This is a genomic window from Bacillus cereus group sp. BfR-BA-01356 (assembly GCF_022663635.1).
GTDB classification, from domain to species: Bacteria; Bacillota; Bacilli; order Bacillales; family Bacillaceae_G; genus Bacillus_A; species Bacillus_A cereus.
In genome coordinates, this window is the sequence record NZ_JAKUFX010000119.1 from 1 (window position 1) to 17685 (window position 17685).

The following is a 17685-nucleotide window of genomic DNA, read 5'->3' on the forward strand; positions in this document are numbered from 1 at the left end:
CTTAAATGTTTCATCATATGTTCTTCTAATTTTCCCCATAAAAAAATCCCCCTTATAGTAGACAGGATATAAAGCTTTCTTTTTTCTGTCTACTATAGGGGGAGCATATCAAACGAAACGGCAGTTATTTTTAATATTTCTTCATCTGGGCTTATTAGAAAATACGCACTCAACAACAACCAAAAGGAGTAGAGGCCCTTAAGTCGAAGAAAAAGGGGGAATTATTCATAAAGACCAAGAGTCTTAATATACAAGTTGTATTTTCAAACTACATTCAAAAAGAATGGGCTTTTTCAAGTGTCTGTAGAAAAGAACCCTTTATGACGATGCATTTGTGGAATCCTTTTACAAAATCATAAAAAGAGAGCTTATTCAAGGTGCTAAAGTAAATAATACAATTGTACATAAGTAGTCTTAGGCAATTAGATTAATTTTCTTTTTGGACTCATATACCAATATTAAGTTTAATTAACATAGTCAAATGCTGAGTTATATACAAAAAAATTATTTGTCATAATTTTTTTATATAAATGTAAGGATTAAAATGTACATTTTCACTTGTTTAAGCGTGTACAAATTTAATCATTTTCTTTACTAAAATGATCTTTAATTCGATACGATTACCCTACCATGCTAACAACCGTGGCATGATGTAAGAAACGGTTGTTAGCATGGTAGGATCTTGAAAAATTTCGTCTCATGATTTGAAATTTACTTTCGTGGTTAAGATGGTACTACGCTTTTCATACCGCATATCAATGAATTGAAAAATAATTTTGCATCCTCCGGATCAATTGGTAAATATCTGATTTCAGCAATGATAAGTAATTTGTACTTTATATATTGTTTCAATTGGGATTCTAAACGACGCTCTAGTTTCGCACGCTTCAAATTTTTAAGCAAATCATGATATTTAATAAAATTTAGGTGTTGCAGAACTCATAAATATCCAAAAATGAATGCATAAAAAAATCCGTTTTCCTGGAAGAATGATAGTAACCCAAACTATCACTGGAAAGGATGTATTTACTAGTATGATAACCAATTTTGATCAAAAAAATCCATTTTACAAATTTTATTTGCGTATGTAGAAAGTTTAATCATTGGAGAAGTTCCGCCTATTACAGGTCGTCCACTCATTTATAGAAAAACTTTACGTAAATTAACCTGTCTTTTGCATCAATATCCTTTATTTCTTGTATTTTGTGACTTTCCTTTTGTTCCTCGTATCTCTACTTTTTCACGTGTAGGTAACTTGGTTTCAAAACGAAGGTATTCCATTGATTCATAAACAAACTCTTCAAGAGGTGAATTTAGGTTTGATTCCCTGTGTTTTAATCGATAGTATGGCCTTACGGAGGAGTTTATACGATTCTCAAACAAAGAATAGTCTACTCGTTATGGTTGGTATAAGAAATATAAAGCTCATGTCTGTTCTACACCAGATGTCGTATGCATTTACAACAGCGAACGTAAAATGGTTCCTGCATTGCTTTAAGGTATGCAAAACCAAAATGCGTTGTTTCCGTTGCAGATGCTGCTTATGATAGTCAGCACGTTTATGAAATTGCACGAACATATAATATCTTTGTCATGAATCCAATTAAGTCACGGATTGGTGAATAAATTAAGAGTACACATCATTGTGTAATGTCGCATTCTATACAAACCATTTTTGGTAAGCAGCTGATGAAAGAGCGTGGCATATCGATGGCTCATATAACCATTATGCGTAGGTTCATCAATATGGGTCGGAATGATGAAAGAGTATGGAGTCACTTTAAGACAACAAATGACTCCCGGAGAGTCGATGAAACATATATCAAAATGGATGTATCTATTCGTGCAGTGGATTCTGAATACAACACAATTGATTTGTATTTCAGTGAAACAAGAGATACAAAGAATGCAAAGCGTTTCTTCAAGAAAGCTTTTTGGCCTTTTCATGTTTCTAAGCCTCGCATCATTACGGTGGATAAGAATCCGGCTTATCCTATAGCAATTGAACAGTAGAAAAAGAGAAAAACATGCCTGTCGGTATGTAATTTAGACAACAGAAGTACTGGAATAATGTAGTGGAGCAAGATCATCGTTTTATCAAGAAGCGAGTTCGTTCTATGTTAGGATTGAAGTTACTTCGTACAGCTACTTTAATTTTAAGTGGCATCGAAGCTATGCACATGATCAAAAAACAAATTGATTTACGAGATCATTATGTCCAAAACTTTTGAAAAGAAGTTACTAATAGTATGTAGTTTCTTGTTGCCCCTTATATATATCATTTAATTGTTTCAAAAGGTTTTTCAAATATATATTAGACTCGATTGTACAAATTTTGTTTTAAATATAACTGTTTCAAATTTATATATATTGTTGGTAATTTAAAGATTGATAAATAATATTTATCTTTATTTTAGATAGACTTAAATTCGAGTAAACGAAAATATATTAAATGAAGAATATATAACTCATCTTTTTTTTTGTTTATTTTAAGAGTTAGATATAAATAATTCTTTGAATTTCACGCCGGAAAAATTTTCAATTAATTAGTCATACTCTAATGGGATTTTTATTACAGCTTTAGGACTGACTACATCTCCTATCATGAGGATTAGTAGATGTGTATGCATCTGGAACTTGAAAATTATAAAAATATAGGTATGGATATGCTGGTATTAGAGGTGTATGGGAAAGAGATTCACTTAGTTTTATATTACTTTGGCTAACCTTTGTATAAAGAGTATATAGATGTGGTATTAAATCGTTGGTACTTCTAAACAGCTACATACTTAGATTGAAGAGGTTTTAGTCTACACATATAAAACGACTAAACCCCGGCTAGGTATTTAAGGTTTTGTTACATAAAATTCATATCTCCTGGAAGAGCTTGTAAAAAATTTAGAGTTAATAAGTTTTGAATTTCTTGAGAGAATAGTTCTAATTATTATATACAAAAAATGGTGATATAAAGACATCATTTCCTATAATTTTGGAGAAAGAACTTATGATTTTTTTAACTGGATATTGATGTGATCATCCTCATTAGGAATTATAGTTTTAATATAAGTAATTATTGTAATTAGTTTTTATATTTGTATAATCTTAATATAAAGAAATAAAAATTTTTATATAGTGTGAGGGGAAGAGTATGAAATGCAGATAAAAGCAGTTACTATAGAAGAAATCTATCAGGAGATATTGGATGGAAAAAGAAGTAGATTCCCATCCAATACTTGGAGGTGGGATGAGAATAATGAAATGGCTAAAAGAGTAACAAGATATTTATTAACCGAAATTTTAAATTGGAACGAAGAAGAGATAAAGCAAAATTGGAATGTCTCTTTAATTGCAAAATATCGATTACGTGGAGTATTGCAGCATAGATATGAAAATAGTCCGTATGCAATGATTAATGATTTATACCCTAATCAATTTAAGGAATGGGAATTCAAAATGACTCCATTAAATTTTTGGACGAAAAATAAGGCTTTACAATTATTAAAATGGACAATTGAAGAAAAAGAAAAATTATTACCAAAAAAAATTTTACGAATTTATGGGCAAAAGTGGTTGAAGGAACAAAAACTAAGTACGCCATTAAGGGTATTTTGGGATGGGAGTCCATATGCGATGATTAATGATTTATATCCGAATGTATTTAAGGAATGGCAATTTACTAAATCCCCTAATAAATTTTGGACGAAAGAAAAAGCATTACAAGCATTAAAATGGACAATTGAAGAAAAAGAAAAATTAGATCTGGAAGAATTGAGAAATATTTACGGGGGAAAATGGCTAATTCAATCTGGATTGAAAGGCGCTTGTCAATTATGTTGGGAGGATAGCCCGTATGCAATGATTAATGATTTATATCCCAATCAATTTAAGGAATGGGAATTTAAGATGACTCCTAATGGTTTTTGGACAAAGGAAAAAGCACTAGATGCATTACGGTGGACAATTGAAGAAAGAGAAAAGTTAACAGATGAACAATTACTACAAAAATATACAATTAGATGGATAAAAAGTCATAGGTTATGGACACCATTAATGAAATATTGGAATGGAAGTCCATACGCAATGATTAATGATTTATATCCAAATAAATATTTGAAGAATTCATTCAGAGGCTATGTAAATAAGTCTTAAGTAATTCGTTTATACATTTAAAAATCAAAAAAGGTTTCAGATTGTTTGGAAATACGTTATCAACTATAGACAGTATAAAGATAAAATTTTAGATATCTTTAATTACTTAGCTCGGTTTTGTTGGTAGAATTCTTTTGCTCACGTCTCGTAGCTGGATACAGAATAAAATTTAGCTTATTAAATTGGATGAGTTAAATTTCGAGAATTTTCCCGCTGAATTGTAAAACTTTGTTAAGGACATAACAAAAAGCTGTTATATCTGAGTTCACAGTATTTTTAGCGATGAAATTTCCATTGATTAATTTATAAGATAGCCCATATTTTATTGGACCTATGGCCTATTTTTATGATTTAGCCGTACGTTTACACGCGTCTTAAGTAAAGAACTACTTCAAGACTTATTACCATCTATCTTATAAATACGATGGTATCATAAATGTAAAGCGCTTACAACAAGGGAATAAAAAGAATTTATGAAAATTCTTTTTTTGATTTATGTCATTTTATAAAAATGTATCAAAATATCAAGAAAATAATTCATTTCCATTACTTTATTTATTGTATTTACTTTTGATTGTATATTTTTAATGTCTTTTATACGATTCAAGTTATACATACTAATTCAATAGACACAAATATTCTATTGAATTAGTAATTGTATTCATATTTGTCAAAAACAATTGTGAAATATGTAACTAATATTTTACAATTGTGGTACCAGGAGTCTAGATATAGCAATGTTAAAGAATAGTTTAAGATTTATGCACCATGAATGTAAAAATACTACATTGTTATATTAAATTTAATAATTACTTGATTTTTATTATTCTTACACATAACATTTAAGTAAATACTTAAATGTTATTGGGGGGAGGATTTTTATTGAATGATCTTTTTAAAGCTTTAGCAGATCCAACAAGAAGGAAAATATTAGATTTGTTAAAGGAGAGAGATCTTACTGCCGGAGAAATAGCTTCTCATTTCAATATGTCAAAGCCCAGTATTTCTCAACATCTTAACATTCTGAAACAATCAAATTTAGTTAAAAATCGAAAAGAAGGGAAGTATGTCTATTACACATTAAATACAACCGTTGTTCAGGATATTTTGAATTGGCTTATAAGTATTAAAATCGGGGAGGAAAATAAATAATGAGGAAAAAAACATGTTCATATCTTATTATTATGATTAGTTTAGTGGTAAGTTTCATATCTTATTTTAAATTAGGGGATGAGAAGATATGGATTCTAAGCATTATGCCCACGATAATGCTTATTTCAAATGTAATATTTAATATATTAGTGAAAAATACATTATTAACTGAGGGAAACCTAGAAAATCAACTTGATTTAAGAATCATTTCTAATGCAATGTTAATGTTGTTATGTATTATTCATTTAGTAATTGTAAGTACTGAGTTTGGATATACTATTACTTTTGAATTAGTAGTGGGTATAGCAACTGGTATATTCATTATGGTTTTATCTAACTTTATGCAGCGAGTAGAACAAAATTATATATACGGAATAAGAACCCCTTGGACATTAAAGAATAAGGAAGTATGGAGATTAACTAATCGATTCTCTGCAAAAATCTTTTTTATTACAGGTTTAATGATAATACTATTATCAATTTTAACCCCGAAATTTGTAATTTTAAGTATGATTAGTCTTGTGGCAATTGCTGCTTTAATATCTGTGTTTTCTTCATATATATTTTTTAGGAAAATTGAGAATAAAAATATACAAAGTTGATTACAAGTAAAATAATATAAAGAACTCAAAAGATGATCTATAATAATAGGTCATCTTTTTTTGTGAAATGAAAGGGCTATTAATTTTACAATTAATAGCGTAGAAAACTATAATTTGGATTTTATGAAAAAATGTATTAATTTTTAAAAAAATGTGAATTAAATCACCATACTTCCAAGGAAATTATATCCAATAGTGTAATTTATTTTAGATACAGTTTGTTTAGTGTGGGGAAATTAGGCTTAGTAATTGTAAAACATAATATTTTATAAAATTAATATACTATTTGTGATAAATTTGTGAAATTTTGTGTCTAAAGATATCATTCAGTGTGTAGCAAATAATCTGTATATAAAAATTAAAAGAGTTACAATGTTGTATCAATTAATTAATTAGCTACTTAATTAATTGTTCTTATTATAGTTATTAAATTTGGAGGGGTATATGAAACGGTTATACGGTTCTACGCTTGTTTTAACAGGAATTTTTATTTTTATTTTATTTCTGATGGGATCTCAAAATAGCTTACCTAAAAATCCTATAAGTAATTTAAAGAGTTTTACTGTAATGAAAATTTTCCCACAAGGATGGGGGTTTTTTAGTAAGCCACCTCGTGATGATTATACATTTATTTTAGATGAGAATGGAGAATCTGCTGTGGGTTGGCCAAATAACACTATCAAAAATGCATTTGGTATAAATCGTGGTGGTAGATCACAGGGGATTGAAATGGGATTACTAGTGGCACAAGTACAAAAAGAAAAATTCAATAAATGTGACGAAGATATTGATATATGTGTTAAAAAAACACATGAAAGAGTGAAGGTCAAAAATCCAACACCTAAACCAATTTTATGTGGGGATTATACACTAGTAACAAGAAAAGTAGTACCTTGGGCCTGGGCAGGAATTACATCGCCTTCAGAAATGTCTTCGGAATTTGTAAAGGTGGAATCAATATGTTCAAAAAAATAAATAGTTTTGCTTATAATTGGGCGATTTCTAATAATCCTTGGACTAGTGTTTATGGAGTAGCCAGGTCGTTAATAGCCTTATCTACCTTAGTTACTTTAATTTTTAATGATGTTTCTACATTATTCAGGCCTGTTGCGGGGGTAGAAGAATTTCCAGCATGCTCAATTTATTCAATTAGTATATTTTGCCTAGCTTCTGGTTCATATTTAGGGCTATTTAAGTGGTTAGCAGTTTTGATTTTACTATTAGTTGCTTCTGGATGGAGACCAAGGTACACAGGTGTTTTACATTGGTGGGTTGCGTCTTCAATTCAAAATACAGCTATAACTCTTGATGGCGGTGAACAAGTCGCAACTGTGCTGACTTTGTTACTAATCCCAGTCACATTATTAGATAAGAGAAAATGGCATTGGGAGACTGGTTTAAAAGAAACAACATCCAATTCTCAATTGCATTTTAGAATAATATCTTTAGTCTTTTTAGTTGCTGTAAAGATACAAATGTCTTTCATCTACTTCCAAGCAGCAATTATTAGATTGAAGAATCCTGAATGGCTAGATGGAACAGCAGTATATTACTATTTTAGTGATCCTATGCTGGGGTTGAATAGCACCTTAGCGAATCTTATAAATCCATTACTGGCATCACCTTTTGTTTTTTTCATAACTTGGGGTACTACAATTATAGAACTGTTTTTAGCAGCTTCTCTAATTGGTTCAAATAAATATTGGAAAATATATCTTTACTCAGGTGTGTTATTACATGCTGGTATTGCTATAGTTTTAGGATTACATAGCTTTTCGATAATTATGTGTGCAGGTTTAATTTTGTCCTATTATCCATTAAATAGAGAATTTAAATTTATATCAAAGTTAAATTCTCTTAAGACTAAAAGTGAAAAGGACATTTTAGATAAGAAAAAATTTGTATCTTAATAGTGGTTATCACCGACTTATTCTATAAAAAGGGAGAAATAAAATGAAGAAAATTGTAGCATCATTGATGAGTTTTGCTCTTTTAATGGGCGTAATGTTTCAAGGAAGTATGCAGGCTAAAGCCGCTGTAACAGAGGCAAGTGTAAAAGTTTTTTCTGGTGAAGAATTATTTAAAGGATTATTCTTTGGACAAGGAAAAGTGGCAGAAAAATTACCTAATTTCTATTCTAAGGAGTTAAGAAAAGCTACAAATACTCCTGAGATGGAAAAACAAGCTAATGATTTAGTGGGAAAAGTTAAAGAAAAAGATGCTTCTTATCTAGCAGAGTTAGAAGCTGCGGTTTATTCTAATAATCCTCAAAAAATTGAAAAAGCCTTAAATAAAGGTGGAGAAATTTTAACAGATATTACTAAAGATATGGGCGTTTCATCGGCTAGCCTAGAAGTGGCTGAAGATGGGACTGGAACTGGGCGTTGTGCAGTTCTTGGATTAGTTGCAATTTATTACGCTGCAGTAGTGGCTCAAGTAGCTGCAGGTGCAGTATATGTTGCTGGCGCTGCAGTGTATTTAGCTACAGCAGCTGTTAATACATGGGGTAAATCTATGAATGGTGATAACCTATCTAATGATTTATTGGTACACGATATCGTTGTAAATCTTTAATTTCTAATTTTTGGCAAACAATACAAATGAGTTTAAGTCGGTTGAGATAATAAATGAAACAGTTGTTAACATATGTTTAGTTGACAACTGTTTTTATAGTTTTGAATAGGTGAAGTATCGGATAATAAATCTGTATTGATGTCAATTTTATAATTTTACTGTCGTATTGGATACAGAAAGGAGACCTATATGGGAAATATTATATTATTTGATGGAGAGTGTAATTTTTGTAACCAAAGCGTACAATTTATTATTAAAAGAGACACTATTGGTAACTTTCAATACGCCTCACTTAGAGGGGATGTCGGAAGAGAATTACTAGAACGATATAATATAGATGTAAACATAGAAAGTATAGTCTTAATTAAACATAGTAAATATTATATTAAATCAGATGCTGTAATAAATATTTGTAAAGAGTTGGATTATCCTTGGAAGCTAGCAGTTTTTCTATTATTAATTCCAAAGTTTATTCGTAATTTTTTATATGATAAATTCTCCAAAAATCGATATAAGTTATTTGGAAAACGAAATACTTGTCAACTACCTCCGCCAGAAATAAGGAGAAGATTTTTAGATTAATATATATAAGAATAATTAAATGAAAAATGGGAGAACATATTTTATTTAATGTGGCTGACATTGCACATTTTACACTTCCCCCTAAAGGGGCAAGCTGACTAACATCATTGGGATTCTTGCTAACAAAGGCGAATTCCATTTCTGGTATCGCTGACGTGCAAGTTGGTGGTGTGACATCGCCACTCTCATGACAAACCGATCGATTTGTGTTTAGATGTTTAAGCGTCAGCTCCTTGATGAAACATATTATTTTACAATATCATAAATTTGGAAAACGAAATCCATATGATATCTTGTTTTTAAGGAAAAGAAAATCCTTTTAAATTAAATCCAATATATTATCCAATTTTTCGTTCTTTTTTATGTTTAAATCCTCAAATAAAACACCATTTTTTATTACTAAATTTATTTTTGATAAATTTTTGATGTTCTTTATAGGATCATCAGGTAATACTAATAAATTGGCTTTTTTTCCTACATCTATCGTACCTACTTTTTCACTAATACCTAAAATTTCTGAATTACTCTTTGTAACCAAATGAAGTGCTTTCTTTTCATTGATGCCACCAAAACGAATCATATGATCCAATTCTCGCCATAGATCATAGTGTGATACATAAGCCATTGCCGCATCATTTCCTACACCTACACTAATGTCATTATCAATTGCTTGTTGAAAACTAATCATCATATTTGTATACACGATTTTTGCGTTTTCAAAAAGTACATCATTGATATTTGTTATGTTCCTGTCTAGTAATGTATAGGGGTATGCAGCTTGAAATGTTGGAATCAGTGACGTATATCCTCGTAAGGCATTTGGATTTTGCTTATAAAGAGAAATGATTTCTTCATCCATCGTAGCGCCGTGTTCAATTGTATCTACACCACCTTTTAAAGCAATCCTAACTCCTTCGGTACTTTCTACGTGTGCGGCTACCATCATGCCAATTTTATGAGCTTCTTTACAAATAGCGTATACTTCTTCTTCGGTTAACTGAATTCTTCCTGCTTCACCAATTGTCTTTGCATCTGTGACGCCACCTGTTACACAAATTTTGATCAAATCTACACCTTGGCGTACATTTTTTCGTACATTTTTCACACCCTCCCAAGGACCGTCTGTTTCTAGGGCCAAATATGGTGCCCCATGCCCACCTGTGGCACTAATAAAGAAACCGGAAACTATTAGGTCTGGACCAATCAATTTTTCATTTTGTATATCATCACGCAATTTCACATCTTGATAGAAAAATTCGCCAACAGAGCGAAGTGTAGTTATACCAGATTGAAATGAGACTAGAGCATTTTTTTTCATTCTATTGTAAATAAATTTCTTTCCTAATTTTGTATCTAATAACTTAATTCCAAAATTTAATACTTCTTCACTAAAAGATAGTCCTGTAGGGCTTCCATCAGAAAATAAATGTGCATGTGCATTTATGAGTCCGGGCATAACAAACTGATTTTTTATATCAATTTGTTCATATTCCTTAGGAATAATTATATTTTGACGGTTTTCAATTTTTTCTATAATACCAAGATTATTAACTAGAATAACCATATCTTTTTCAATTTCTCGATTCATGTCGCCGTTTATAATAGTGCAATTAAGTAATGCCGTTTTCTTTTTCATATAATTATCATCCTCAATTTAAAAGTAAATTAATAATTTATTTAAATAAAAAACTATATTATTTTTCGCTTACTACATCTTCTCCTAATCATCCCTGAACTATACTCAATGTTTTATCGTTTTCCGACAGAAGACTCCTTCCTCAAAAGTGTTAAGGTGTGAAACACCAATTTTAGGTGGGAGATGAATGTCGGTTGGTATAAGCCAACATGTTTGCTACCATAGACTTGTACAGATTGCTCTTTGAAAACTGAAGATATGAGGTTGGTTGTAGAAAAACGTTGCAACCGTAAAATCTTCAACGTTCTTTCGCCCCACGTTTACTGAAGTTGCGAAAACCAAGCTAAAGTAGGAAGCGTGGTGAGTCAACGTATAAGATACTTATGTTTTCACCGTAGGGACTACGGGCATAGCCTGCTAAGATAACCGGTGGATACATCGGTGTTCGCAGGAATCTCCCACTTCAAAAAGTCTGTAAGAATATTAAGTGGTGAGTAGTTCAAAGTGGTTTTTATATAAACACAAACAATGGTTAGTATATTAAAGAGAAGAATGTAGGTCGGTACTAATAAATGTTGAAAGTGATTGTACAGAATTTTTGAAAGTGATTATACGCATTTCTTTTATTTTCTAATTTATCCTTTTCTAAATAGCCCTAATACCTCTGTTGATTCTGTAATATTTACAAAAGCATGTGGATCGACTTCAGAAATTATAGTTTTTATTCTAGCTAGCTCTACTCGTGAGATTACAGTCATTAATATATATTTTTTTTCATTTGAGTATGCCCCTTTCTCACTTAATAAAGTTACCCCATGTGCAAAGTTAGAAAGAAGGTTTTCTTTCATTTTTTCTACATGAGTTGTTACAATCATTAGAGTAATTTTTTGGTGTTTTGTGTGAATCATATCTATGACTTTCCCTGTAATAAAAATAGATACTAAACTGTATAAGGCAATATCCCAATTGAAGAAAAATCCAGAGATAATAACGACAATAGTATTAAGTACGATTAGGAATTTTCCAAGCTGAATATCTTTTTTTCGTGAAAGCAATATACCGATAATATCAAATCCACCTGTTGACCCATTGCAATTGAATACAAGTCCAATACCTATACCAGCAATAACGCCACCAAACAATGAAGAAAGGAGTACGTCGTTTGTCACTACATGTATTGGAATAGCATATAATGCTGTCGAAAATGTGATAACTGATAAAATTGTATACCCTATGAATTTTTTTCAAGTCTAATATAACCTAATATTATGATAAGTAAATTTAAAAGGAAATTAACTGATCCAGTATTAAAGGGTGTTAAAATTCCAATAATGATTGCAATTCCACTAATACCACTGCTTAAAACTTTGTGGGGGATTAGGAAGAGATTAAAGGAAAGTGCTGCAATGAAAGAACCAAAATTTTCACTTATCTCAAAACTTTAGAGGTAATTAAAATAAAAAGCATTTGATTAGGTTCAAAAACTAATAATAGGTTATCTGCTTATTGGAAGTAATTTATGCTATCACCCATTCTAATAGTAATGTTTTTACCTTGACTTAATATTAAACAAAATTAATAATTAATAGAAATACCTAAAAAGTGTCTTATTAATACCTTTTAGGTATAAGTACTAGGGAGGAGGAATGATAAATGGAATTAAGACACATTCGATATTTTCTGGTTCTTGCAGAGGAACTGAACTTTAGTCGAGCTGCGGAAAAATTACATATTGCCCAACCACCTCTTAGTAAGCAAATTAAAGAATTAGAAGAGGAAATTGGTGCTAAATTATTTAATAGGACAAAACGGCATGTGGAGTTAACTAATGCTGGGCAGGTATTTCTGGATAAAGCTTATCAAATCCTTGATCAAGTTGAACAAGCATGCATCAGCACAAGATTAACTTCTACCGGGACTGAAGGTGAACTTGTAATAGGATTCAGTGGATCAGTACAAGATCTTATCCAAACTATTCAAAGATACCGGGAAAGATATCCTAAAGTTGGAATCGTATTACAACAACTTAGTACACCTATTCAAGTTAAAAATTTAATTGAAAAAAAATTGATATAGGAATTTTAGCTGCACCAATAAGTAGTAGTAAAATACATGTAAGGCCAGTCAAAAAGGTGTCATTTAAGGCTATTATTCCTGAAAAACATCCTCTTGCGCTCAAACAATCAATTTATATTCATGATTTGCAAAATGAACCTTTTATTATGGCAACTAGATCAGCGGCGCCATTTTATTATGATACGTTTATGAACCTGTTTCAAAATGTTGGTTTCGCACCGAAAATAACCGTCCAGGCAAATGATCTACAAACGGTTTCAGCATTAGTCGCAAATGGGATGGGGGTAGCATTATTACCTTCATCAATTAATCCATTAAATGGATTAATACAACGGAAAGTTGAGGATATAAATACTGAAATTGAGGCGTCACTTGCTTGGCGAAAAGACAATAAATCGGAAATATTAGAAAAATTTTTGGGGTTATATTTTGAATTTAATAATAATGGTGATGAGTTTATAAAATAGGTGATTTTTAGATATAATTAAGTTTGTTTTTGGTCTAAGTTTAAGCTTTACAGACTTTATCATTTTAGCCAAGAAGACTCCTTCCTCAAGGAACGCGAAGTGAGTAGGTGGGAGATGAATTGGCTTTGAACAAGGGATGGCAAGGAGCCATCTTAATTGTTCGACATACATAAATTGTTACTTCACTATCCATCGAATGTACGTTTGGTGTATAATAGTCATATACCGAAATGGAGGTGAATTAAATGATAATTAATAAAGCCTATAAGTTTCGTATCTATCCAAATCAAGCACAAGCAATTCTAATTAACAAAACGATAGGTTGTTCTCGTTTTGTATTCAATCATTTCCTATCCCTATGGGATCACGCATTTAAAGAGACAGGAAAAGGTTTGACATATGGTACATGCTCTGCCAAGCTTCCTGCCATGAAGAAAGAGTTTGTTTGGCTAAAAGAAGTGGACAGTATTGCGATTCAGTCGTCTGTTCGCAACCTTGCGGATGCGTATACACGCTTTTTCAAAAAACAAACAGCGCCCCGCGCTTTAGATATAAGAAGAATAACGTACAATCGTATACCACAAAACAAACAAATGAAAACATTGCCGTTGTAGGAAACAAAATAAAATTGCCAAAACTAGGTCTTGTTCGATTTGCCAAAAGTCGTGAAATAACGGGACGTATTGTAAATGCTACAGTTAGACGGAATCCTTCTGGCAGATACTTTGTATCATTGTTAGTCGAAACAGAAGTACAAGAACTTCCGAAAACAAGTTCTTACATTGGAATGGATGTAGGACTAAAAAATTTCGCCATTATGTCAGATGGAACAACTTATAAAAACCCAGAATTTTTTCGAGTATTAGAAGAGAAATTGGCGAAAGCACAGCGTGTCCTTTCTAGAAGAATGAAAGGATCTTCTCGTTGGAATAAACAACGAGTAAAGGTAGCTAGAATTCATGAATACATATCAAACTCTAGAAAAGATTACTTGGACAAAATTTCAACTGAAATCATCAAAAACCACGATGTTATCGGTATAGAGGATTTGCAAGTATCGAATATGTTAAAGAATCATAAGTTAGCAAAAGCAATTAGTGAAGTATCCTGGTCACAGTTTCGAACCATGTTAGAATACAAAGCAAAATGGTACGGAAAACAAGTCATTGTCGTATCGAAAACATTTGCTTCCAGCCAACTATGTTCTTGTTGTGGATATCAAAATAAAGACGTTAAGAATCTAAACCTACGTACATGGGTTTGCCCTTCATGTCAAACACATCATGATAGGGATATTAACGCAAGTATCAATCTAAAGCATGAAGCGATAAGGCTTCTAACCGCAAGGACTGCGGAGATAGCCTAATCAATTAGAGTTCGATAGAACCCTTTACTTAGGAATCCCCCACTTCTAAACGAAGTGAAAGTGGGGATAGTTCAACTTAAAGAGGTAGTTTGAAATCAAGCTACGGTTTTCAAGGATGTGGAGAAGGTATTTTCCACATCCTTATTTTTTTGGAATAATTTGTTTTTGTGTGTTAAAGAGAGGAACAGGAGAGATTTCTTATGGAAATTTATATGAAAAATATAGGGGAATTGTGTATTAGTTTTGTACAATAAAAACCGCACCAAATTTGATTGAAGAGGGGGATGTCCGTATTATTGTGGAAATAATGGGCGTCAGTCTACTCATCTTATTATTTTGTTTAACAGTTGCATTCAAAAGCTATGCAATTAATTATATTCTCGCTCTGTTTAAAAAAGTAAAGGTGTAATCAGTCCAATCTTTTGAATGAATTTGTGCAAAGAGAAATGGTCGTAGTAAAAGGGATATAACGAAAAGTATCAACTTGCTAAAAATGGACATGTAATTGAAAAAGTTAATTGCATTATTTTATGAATATATAATTATTATAATAATTCGTTTTATTGTAACATTTAACAGTTAATCAGGTGAAAAAACATGGTAAAATTTAACTGTAAGAAAATCTAAATTATAAATGGGGGAAGCGTTATGAAAGTTATTAAATCGAAATCATTAGTAAAACAATGTACAAGTATTGCTTTGGCAGGTGTAATTGGGGTTAGTGGTTTAGGTGCTTTCGGATCAAGTGTAAGTGCGGCTGAGAATATAAGTCATGTGAAGGAAAAACAAGTAACTCAAAATTATGACATATCAATATTGCAGTTACAAGACGCTATACAGCAAAAAAATGACCCTTTTATTAATCAAGTCAAAATTTTTATTAATAAGCATTTTCAGGAATCAGAATTTTTGTGGGGGAAAGTTAGTAATCCATTAAAAAAAGATATAGTAGATATACTTACAGGAGATAAAAAAGATTACTCTACAAAAATTAACAAAGCCCTAATAAATCACTTTAGAGAAGTACCATCATTACTAAAACAAGCAACTCCAAAATTTAAAAGAGAAATATTACAGTTACTTAATTATTTACCGAGATAAACGAAAAAAAGTTCTACTCAATAGGAGTAGAACTTTTTTTCGTTTATCTTCAGGCTGTGGAGAAAGTCTTCTCCACAGCCTGTTTTTGTGTCTGAACCTCTTTTTATGATGGGTGCTTTAAAAAATCATCGTGATGAACGTGTATCTGTTTCTGTAGAAGAGTTGGTTCCACAAGATCATTTCCTTCGTGCGATTGAAGCGACAATTAGTTTTGATTTTATTGAAGGGAAGTTACGCCCTTATTACTGTGAAAACAATGGACGTCCGTCAATCCATCCTATCGTTTTATTTAAAATGATGTTTATTGGATATTCTTACGGTATTCGTTCGGAGCGTCAATTGGAAAAAGAGATTAAAACGAATATCGCCTACCGTTGGTTTTTAGGGTTTTCTCTATCAGATACTATTCCAGATCATTCTACAATCAGTTGGAATCGTCGTACTCGCTTTATTCATACAAATATTTTCTAAGAAATTTTTGATGAGATTGTGAGGCAAGCGACAGAGTACCGGATGGTGGGAGGACGTGCGCTGATGACAGATTCTACGCACATTAAGGCCAATGCTAATAAAAATAAGTTTGTATATAAATATAAAAAAGAAAAGGAAAATTTTTACATAGACGAACTAGAAGCTGCGGTAATTGAAGATCGTGAGGTACACGAAAAAAAGAATTAAAACCCAGAAAGGAAAGTGATACTCCCACTAAAAAAACTCGTATAAGTACTACGGATCCAGATAGTGGATTTTTAATGAGAGATGGAAAACCGAACGGTTTTCATTTCTTTAGACCATCGTACGACTGATGCGAAGTACAATATTATTACAGATACTTATTTAACGGCTGGAAATATGGCAGATTCCGAGCCATATTTAGCGCGTCTACAAGCTCAAATTGATAAATTCGGATTTAAAGTGGAAGCAGTAGCTCTTGATGCAGGCTATTTTACAGGGTATATCTGTAAGAAATTATCGGAGAGAAATATATTTATGGTGATGGGGTATCACCGATTTGGAAAACGAAATAAGGAAGTACCAAAAAGCCAATTTAAATATGTAGAAGAAATGTGCATTTGCTTGTCCGATGGGGTGTATTTTAGAGTATGCGACAACGGATCGTGAAGGATATCGTCACTATAAATCCAACCCAGAAGACTGCGCTGTTTGTCCGCTACGTGAGGTATGTTTTTCAAAGAAACAAAAACAAAAAGTTATCACTCATCATATATGGTAGAAATATAAGGATATCGTTAAAAAAAACAAACTAACAGTTACAGGGAAAAAGTTGTACAAAGTACGCTGTTCAACTATAGAGCGAAGCTTTGCGGACGCCAAAGAACTACATGGCTATCGATATGCTCGATTTAGGGGCTGAAGTCTGTCCAAATGCAGGCTTATCTCACCGCAACTTGTCAAAACATGAAAAAAATAGCCCTCCATCTGACCAAAAATGGTCTGGTGGAGGGCTATTTTTTTGAAACTCTATTATTTTATGTTGTTTTTTCGTTTATCTTAATACACAGAAGAATCTATATTAACCAACATAGAACTAATAACAGATAAGAGATGAATATATTTGAATTTTATTAATTAAATCCAGAAAAAAATATCAGAATAGAAAATGCTTTAAGGCCTATTTGCAGTTGAATATTTATGGTATGAATATTGCCGTATTTCTTAGTATGCTAAAAATACAAGCCTGTAAATCACTTTGTTATGACTGTAAAGTAAAAGAAGGATATTGAACTATTTTATTATTTATAAGGTATTATATATACTTTGAGATTCAGAAGGTTTGAATAAGTTACGCTTTATATGCCGATATTTTGGTTCAACTAGAGTATCAAATGTGGAATATTTCTTTGCTATATTGTAAATGTCAAGATAAACATGTACATTTTCGCTTGTTTAAGCATGTACAAAATCAATCATTTTCTTTGCTAAAATGATCTTTAATTCGATAGGATTGTCCTACAATAC

Annotated in this window: 11 protein-coding genes and 6 pseudogenes; 14 read left to right on the forward strand and 3 right to left on the reverse strand. The window is 31.5% G+C overall.

All coding sequences use genetic code 11. The annotated features are described in order from the left end of the window. Positions 1 to 620: 620 nt before the first annotated feature. Positions 621 to 921, reverse strand: a pseudogene (locus MR168_RS26505) (ATP-binding protein); the annotation flags it as partial. 113 nt (positions 922 to 1034) lie between these two features. Here MR168_RS26505 and MR168_RS26510 point away from each other — a divergent pair. The 9 genes and pseudogenes from MR168_RS26510 to MR168_RS26550 all read left to right on the forward strand — a co-directional run. Continuing rightward, positions 1035 to 1704, forward strand: a pseudogene (locus MR168_RS26510) (ISNCY family transposase); the annotation flags it as partial. Beyond that, a pseudogene (locus MR168_RS26515) lies at positions 1684 to 2231 on the forward strand (IS6 family transposase); the annotation flags it as partial. The pseudogenes MR168_RS26510 and MR168_RS26515, both read left to right, overlap by 21 nt. A gap of 922 nt (positions 2232 to 3153) precedes the next feature. After that, positions 3154 to 4149, forward strand: coding sequence for a DUF4046 domain-containing protein (locus MR168_RS26520; protein ID WP_015406629.1), 996 nt, complete (start codon positions 3154 to 3156; stop codon positions 4147 to 4149). Positions 4150 to 5031: 882 nt separating this feature from the next. Beyond that, entirely contained in the window at positions 5032 to 5301 is a 270-nt protein-coding gene (locus tag MR168_RS26525; protein WP_000998670.1) for an autorepressor SdpR family transcription factor, read from the forward strand. Positions 5302 to 5405: 104 nt separating this feature from the next. Then, a complete protein-coding gene (locus tag MR168_RS26530) occupies positions 5406 to 5903 on the forward strand; it encodes an SdpI family protein (protein ID WP_228220165.1) in 498 nt (165 codons plus the stop codon). A gap of 444 nt (positions 5904 to 6347) precedes the next feature. Further along, a complete protein-coding gene (locus MR168_RS26535; protein WP_000827070.1) occupies positions 6348 to 6878 on the forward strand; it encodes an SdpA family antimicrobial peptide system protein in 531 nt (176 codons plus the stop codon). Further along, positions 6863 to 7813, forward strand: coding sequence for a sporulation-delaying protein SdpB family protein (locus MR168_RS26540; RefSeq protein WP_000473523.1), 951 nt, complete (start codon positions 6863 to 6865; stop codon positions 7811 to 7813). Before MR168_RS26535 ends, MR168_RS26540 begins: the two co-directional genes overlap by 16 nt. A gap of 43 nt (positions 7814 to 7856) precedes the next feature. Then, positions 7857 to 8477: a sporulation delaying protein family toxin gene (locus tag MR168_RS26545; protein ID WP_000724589.1), complete on the forward strand. Its 621-nt coding sequence runs from the start codon at positions 7857 to 7859 to the stop codon at positions 8475 to 8477. 189 nt (positions 8478 to 8666) lie between these two features. Beyond that, complete coding sequence (locus MR168_RS26550; RefSeq protein ID WP_000526840.1) at positions 8667 to 9059, forward strand: thiol-disulfide oxidoreductase DCC family protein; 393 nt, start codon at positions 8667 to 8669, stop codon at positions 9057 to 9059. A 319-nt stretch (positions 9060 to 9378) separates the two neighbouring features. Here MR168_RS26550 and MR168_RS26555 read toward each other — a convergent pair whose 3' ends face one another. Continuing rightward, on the reverse strand, positions 9379 to 10695 hold the full coding sequence (locus MR168_RS26555) for a metal-dependent hydrolase family protein (RefSeq protein WP_000730548.1): 1317 nt from the start codon (positions 10693 to 10695) through the stop codon (positions 9379 to 9381). Positions 10696 to 11330: 635 nt separating this feature from the next. After that, positions 11331 to 12127: pseudogene (locus tag MR168_RS26560) on the reverse strand (YitT family protein). Positions 12128 to 12348: 221 nt separating this feature from the next. Here MR168_RS26560 and MR168_RS26565 point away from each other — a divergent pair. The 5 genes and pseudogenes from MR168_RS26565 (at position 12349) to MR168_RS26585 (ending at position 17268) form a co-directional block, all read left to right on the forward strand. Then, a complete protein-coding gene (locus MR168_RS26565; RefSeq protein WP_242291593.1) occupies positions 12349 to 12771 on the forward strand; it encodes a LysR family transcriptional regulator in 423 nt (140 codons plus the stop codon). A 32-nt stretch (positions 12772 to 12803) separates the two neighbouring features. Continuing rightward, on the forward strand, positions 12804 to 13238 hold the full coding sequence (locus tag MR168_RS26570; protein ID WP_242291595.1) for a LysR family substrate-binding domain-containing protein: 435 nt from the start codon (positions 12804 to 12806) through the stop codon (positions 13236 to 13238). A 245-nt stretch (positions 13239 to 13483) separates the two neighbouring features. Further along, positions 13484 to 14604, forward strand: a pseudogene (gene tnpB / locus MR168_RS26575) (IS200/IS605 family element RNA-guided endonuclease TnpB). Between the two features lie 648 nt (positions 14605 to 15252). Continuing rightward, on the forward strand, positions 15253 to 15705 hold the full coding sequence (locus MR168_RS26580) for a hypothetical protein (RefSeq protein ID WP_000864460.1): 453 nt from the start codon (positions 15253 to 15255) through the stop codon (positions 15703 to 15705). 105 nt (positions 15706 to 15810) lie between these two features. After that, positions 15811 to 17268, forward strand: a pseudogene (locus MR168_RS26585) (IS1182 family transposase). Positions 17269 to 17685: the final 417 nt, after the last annotated feature.

Excerpts from the sequence above, each read along its gene's own strand:
- MR168_RS26530 (WP_228220165.1), top strand. The coding sequence starts at position 5,406 with ATGCCCACGATAATGCTTATTTCAAATGTAATATTTAATATATTAGTG.
- MR168_RS26580 (WP_000864460.1), top strand. The coding sequence starts at position 15,253 with ATGAAAGTTATTAAATCGAAATCATTAGTAAAACAATGTACAAGTATT.
- MR168_RS26550 (WP_000526840.1), top strand. The coding sequence starts at position 8,667 with ATGGGAAATATTATATTATTTGATGGAGAGTGTAATTTTTGTAACCAA.
- MR168_RS26545 (WP_000724589.1), top strand. The coding sequence starts at position 7,857 with ATGAAGAAAATTGTAGCATCATTGATGAGTTTTGCTCTTTTAATGGGC.
- MR168_RS26540 (WP_000473523.1), top strand. The coding sequence starts at position 6,863 with ATGTTCAAAAAAATAAATAGTTTTGCTTATAATTGGGCGATTTCTAAT.
- MR168_RS26565 (WP_242291593.1), top strand. The coding sequence starts at position 12,349 with ATGGAATTAAGACACATTCGATATTTTCTGGTTCTTGCAGAGGAACTG.
- MR168_RS26555 (WP_000730548.1), bottom strand. The coding sequence starts at position 10,695 with ATGAAAAAGAAAACGGCATTACTTAATTGCACTATTATAAACGGCGAC.
- MR168_RS26535 (WP_000827070.1), top strand. The coding sequence starts at position 6,348 with ATGAAACGGTTATACGGTTCTACGCTTGTTTTAACAGGAATTTTTATT.
- MR168_RS26520 (WP_015406629.1), top strand. The coding sequence starts at position 3,154 with ATGCAGATAAAAGCAGTTACTATAGAAGAAATCTATCAGGAGATATTG.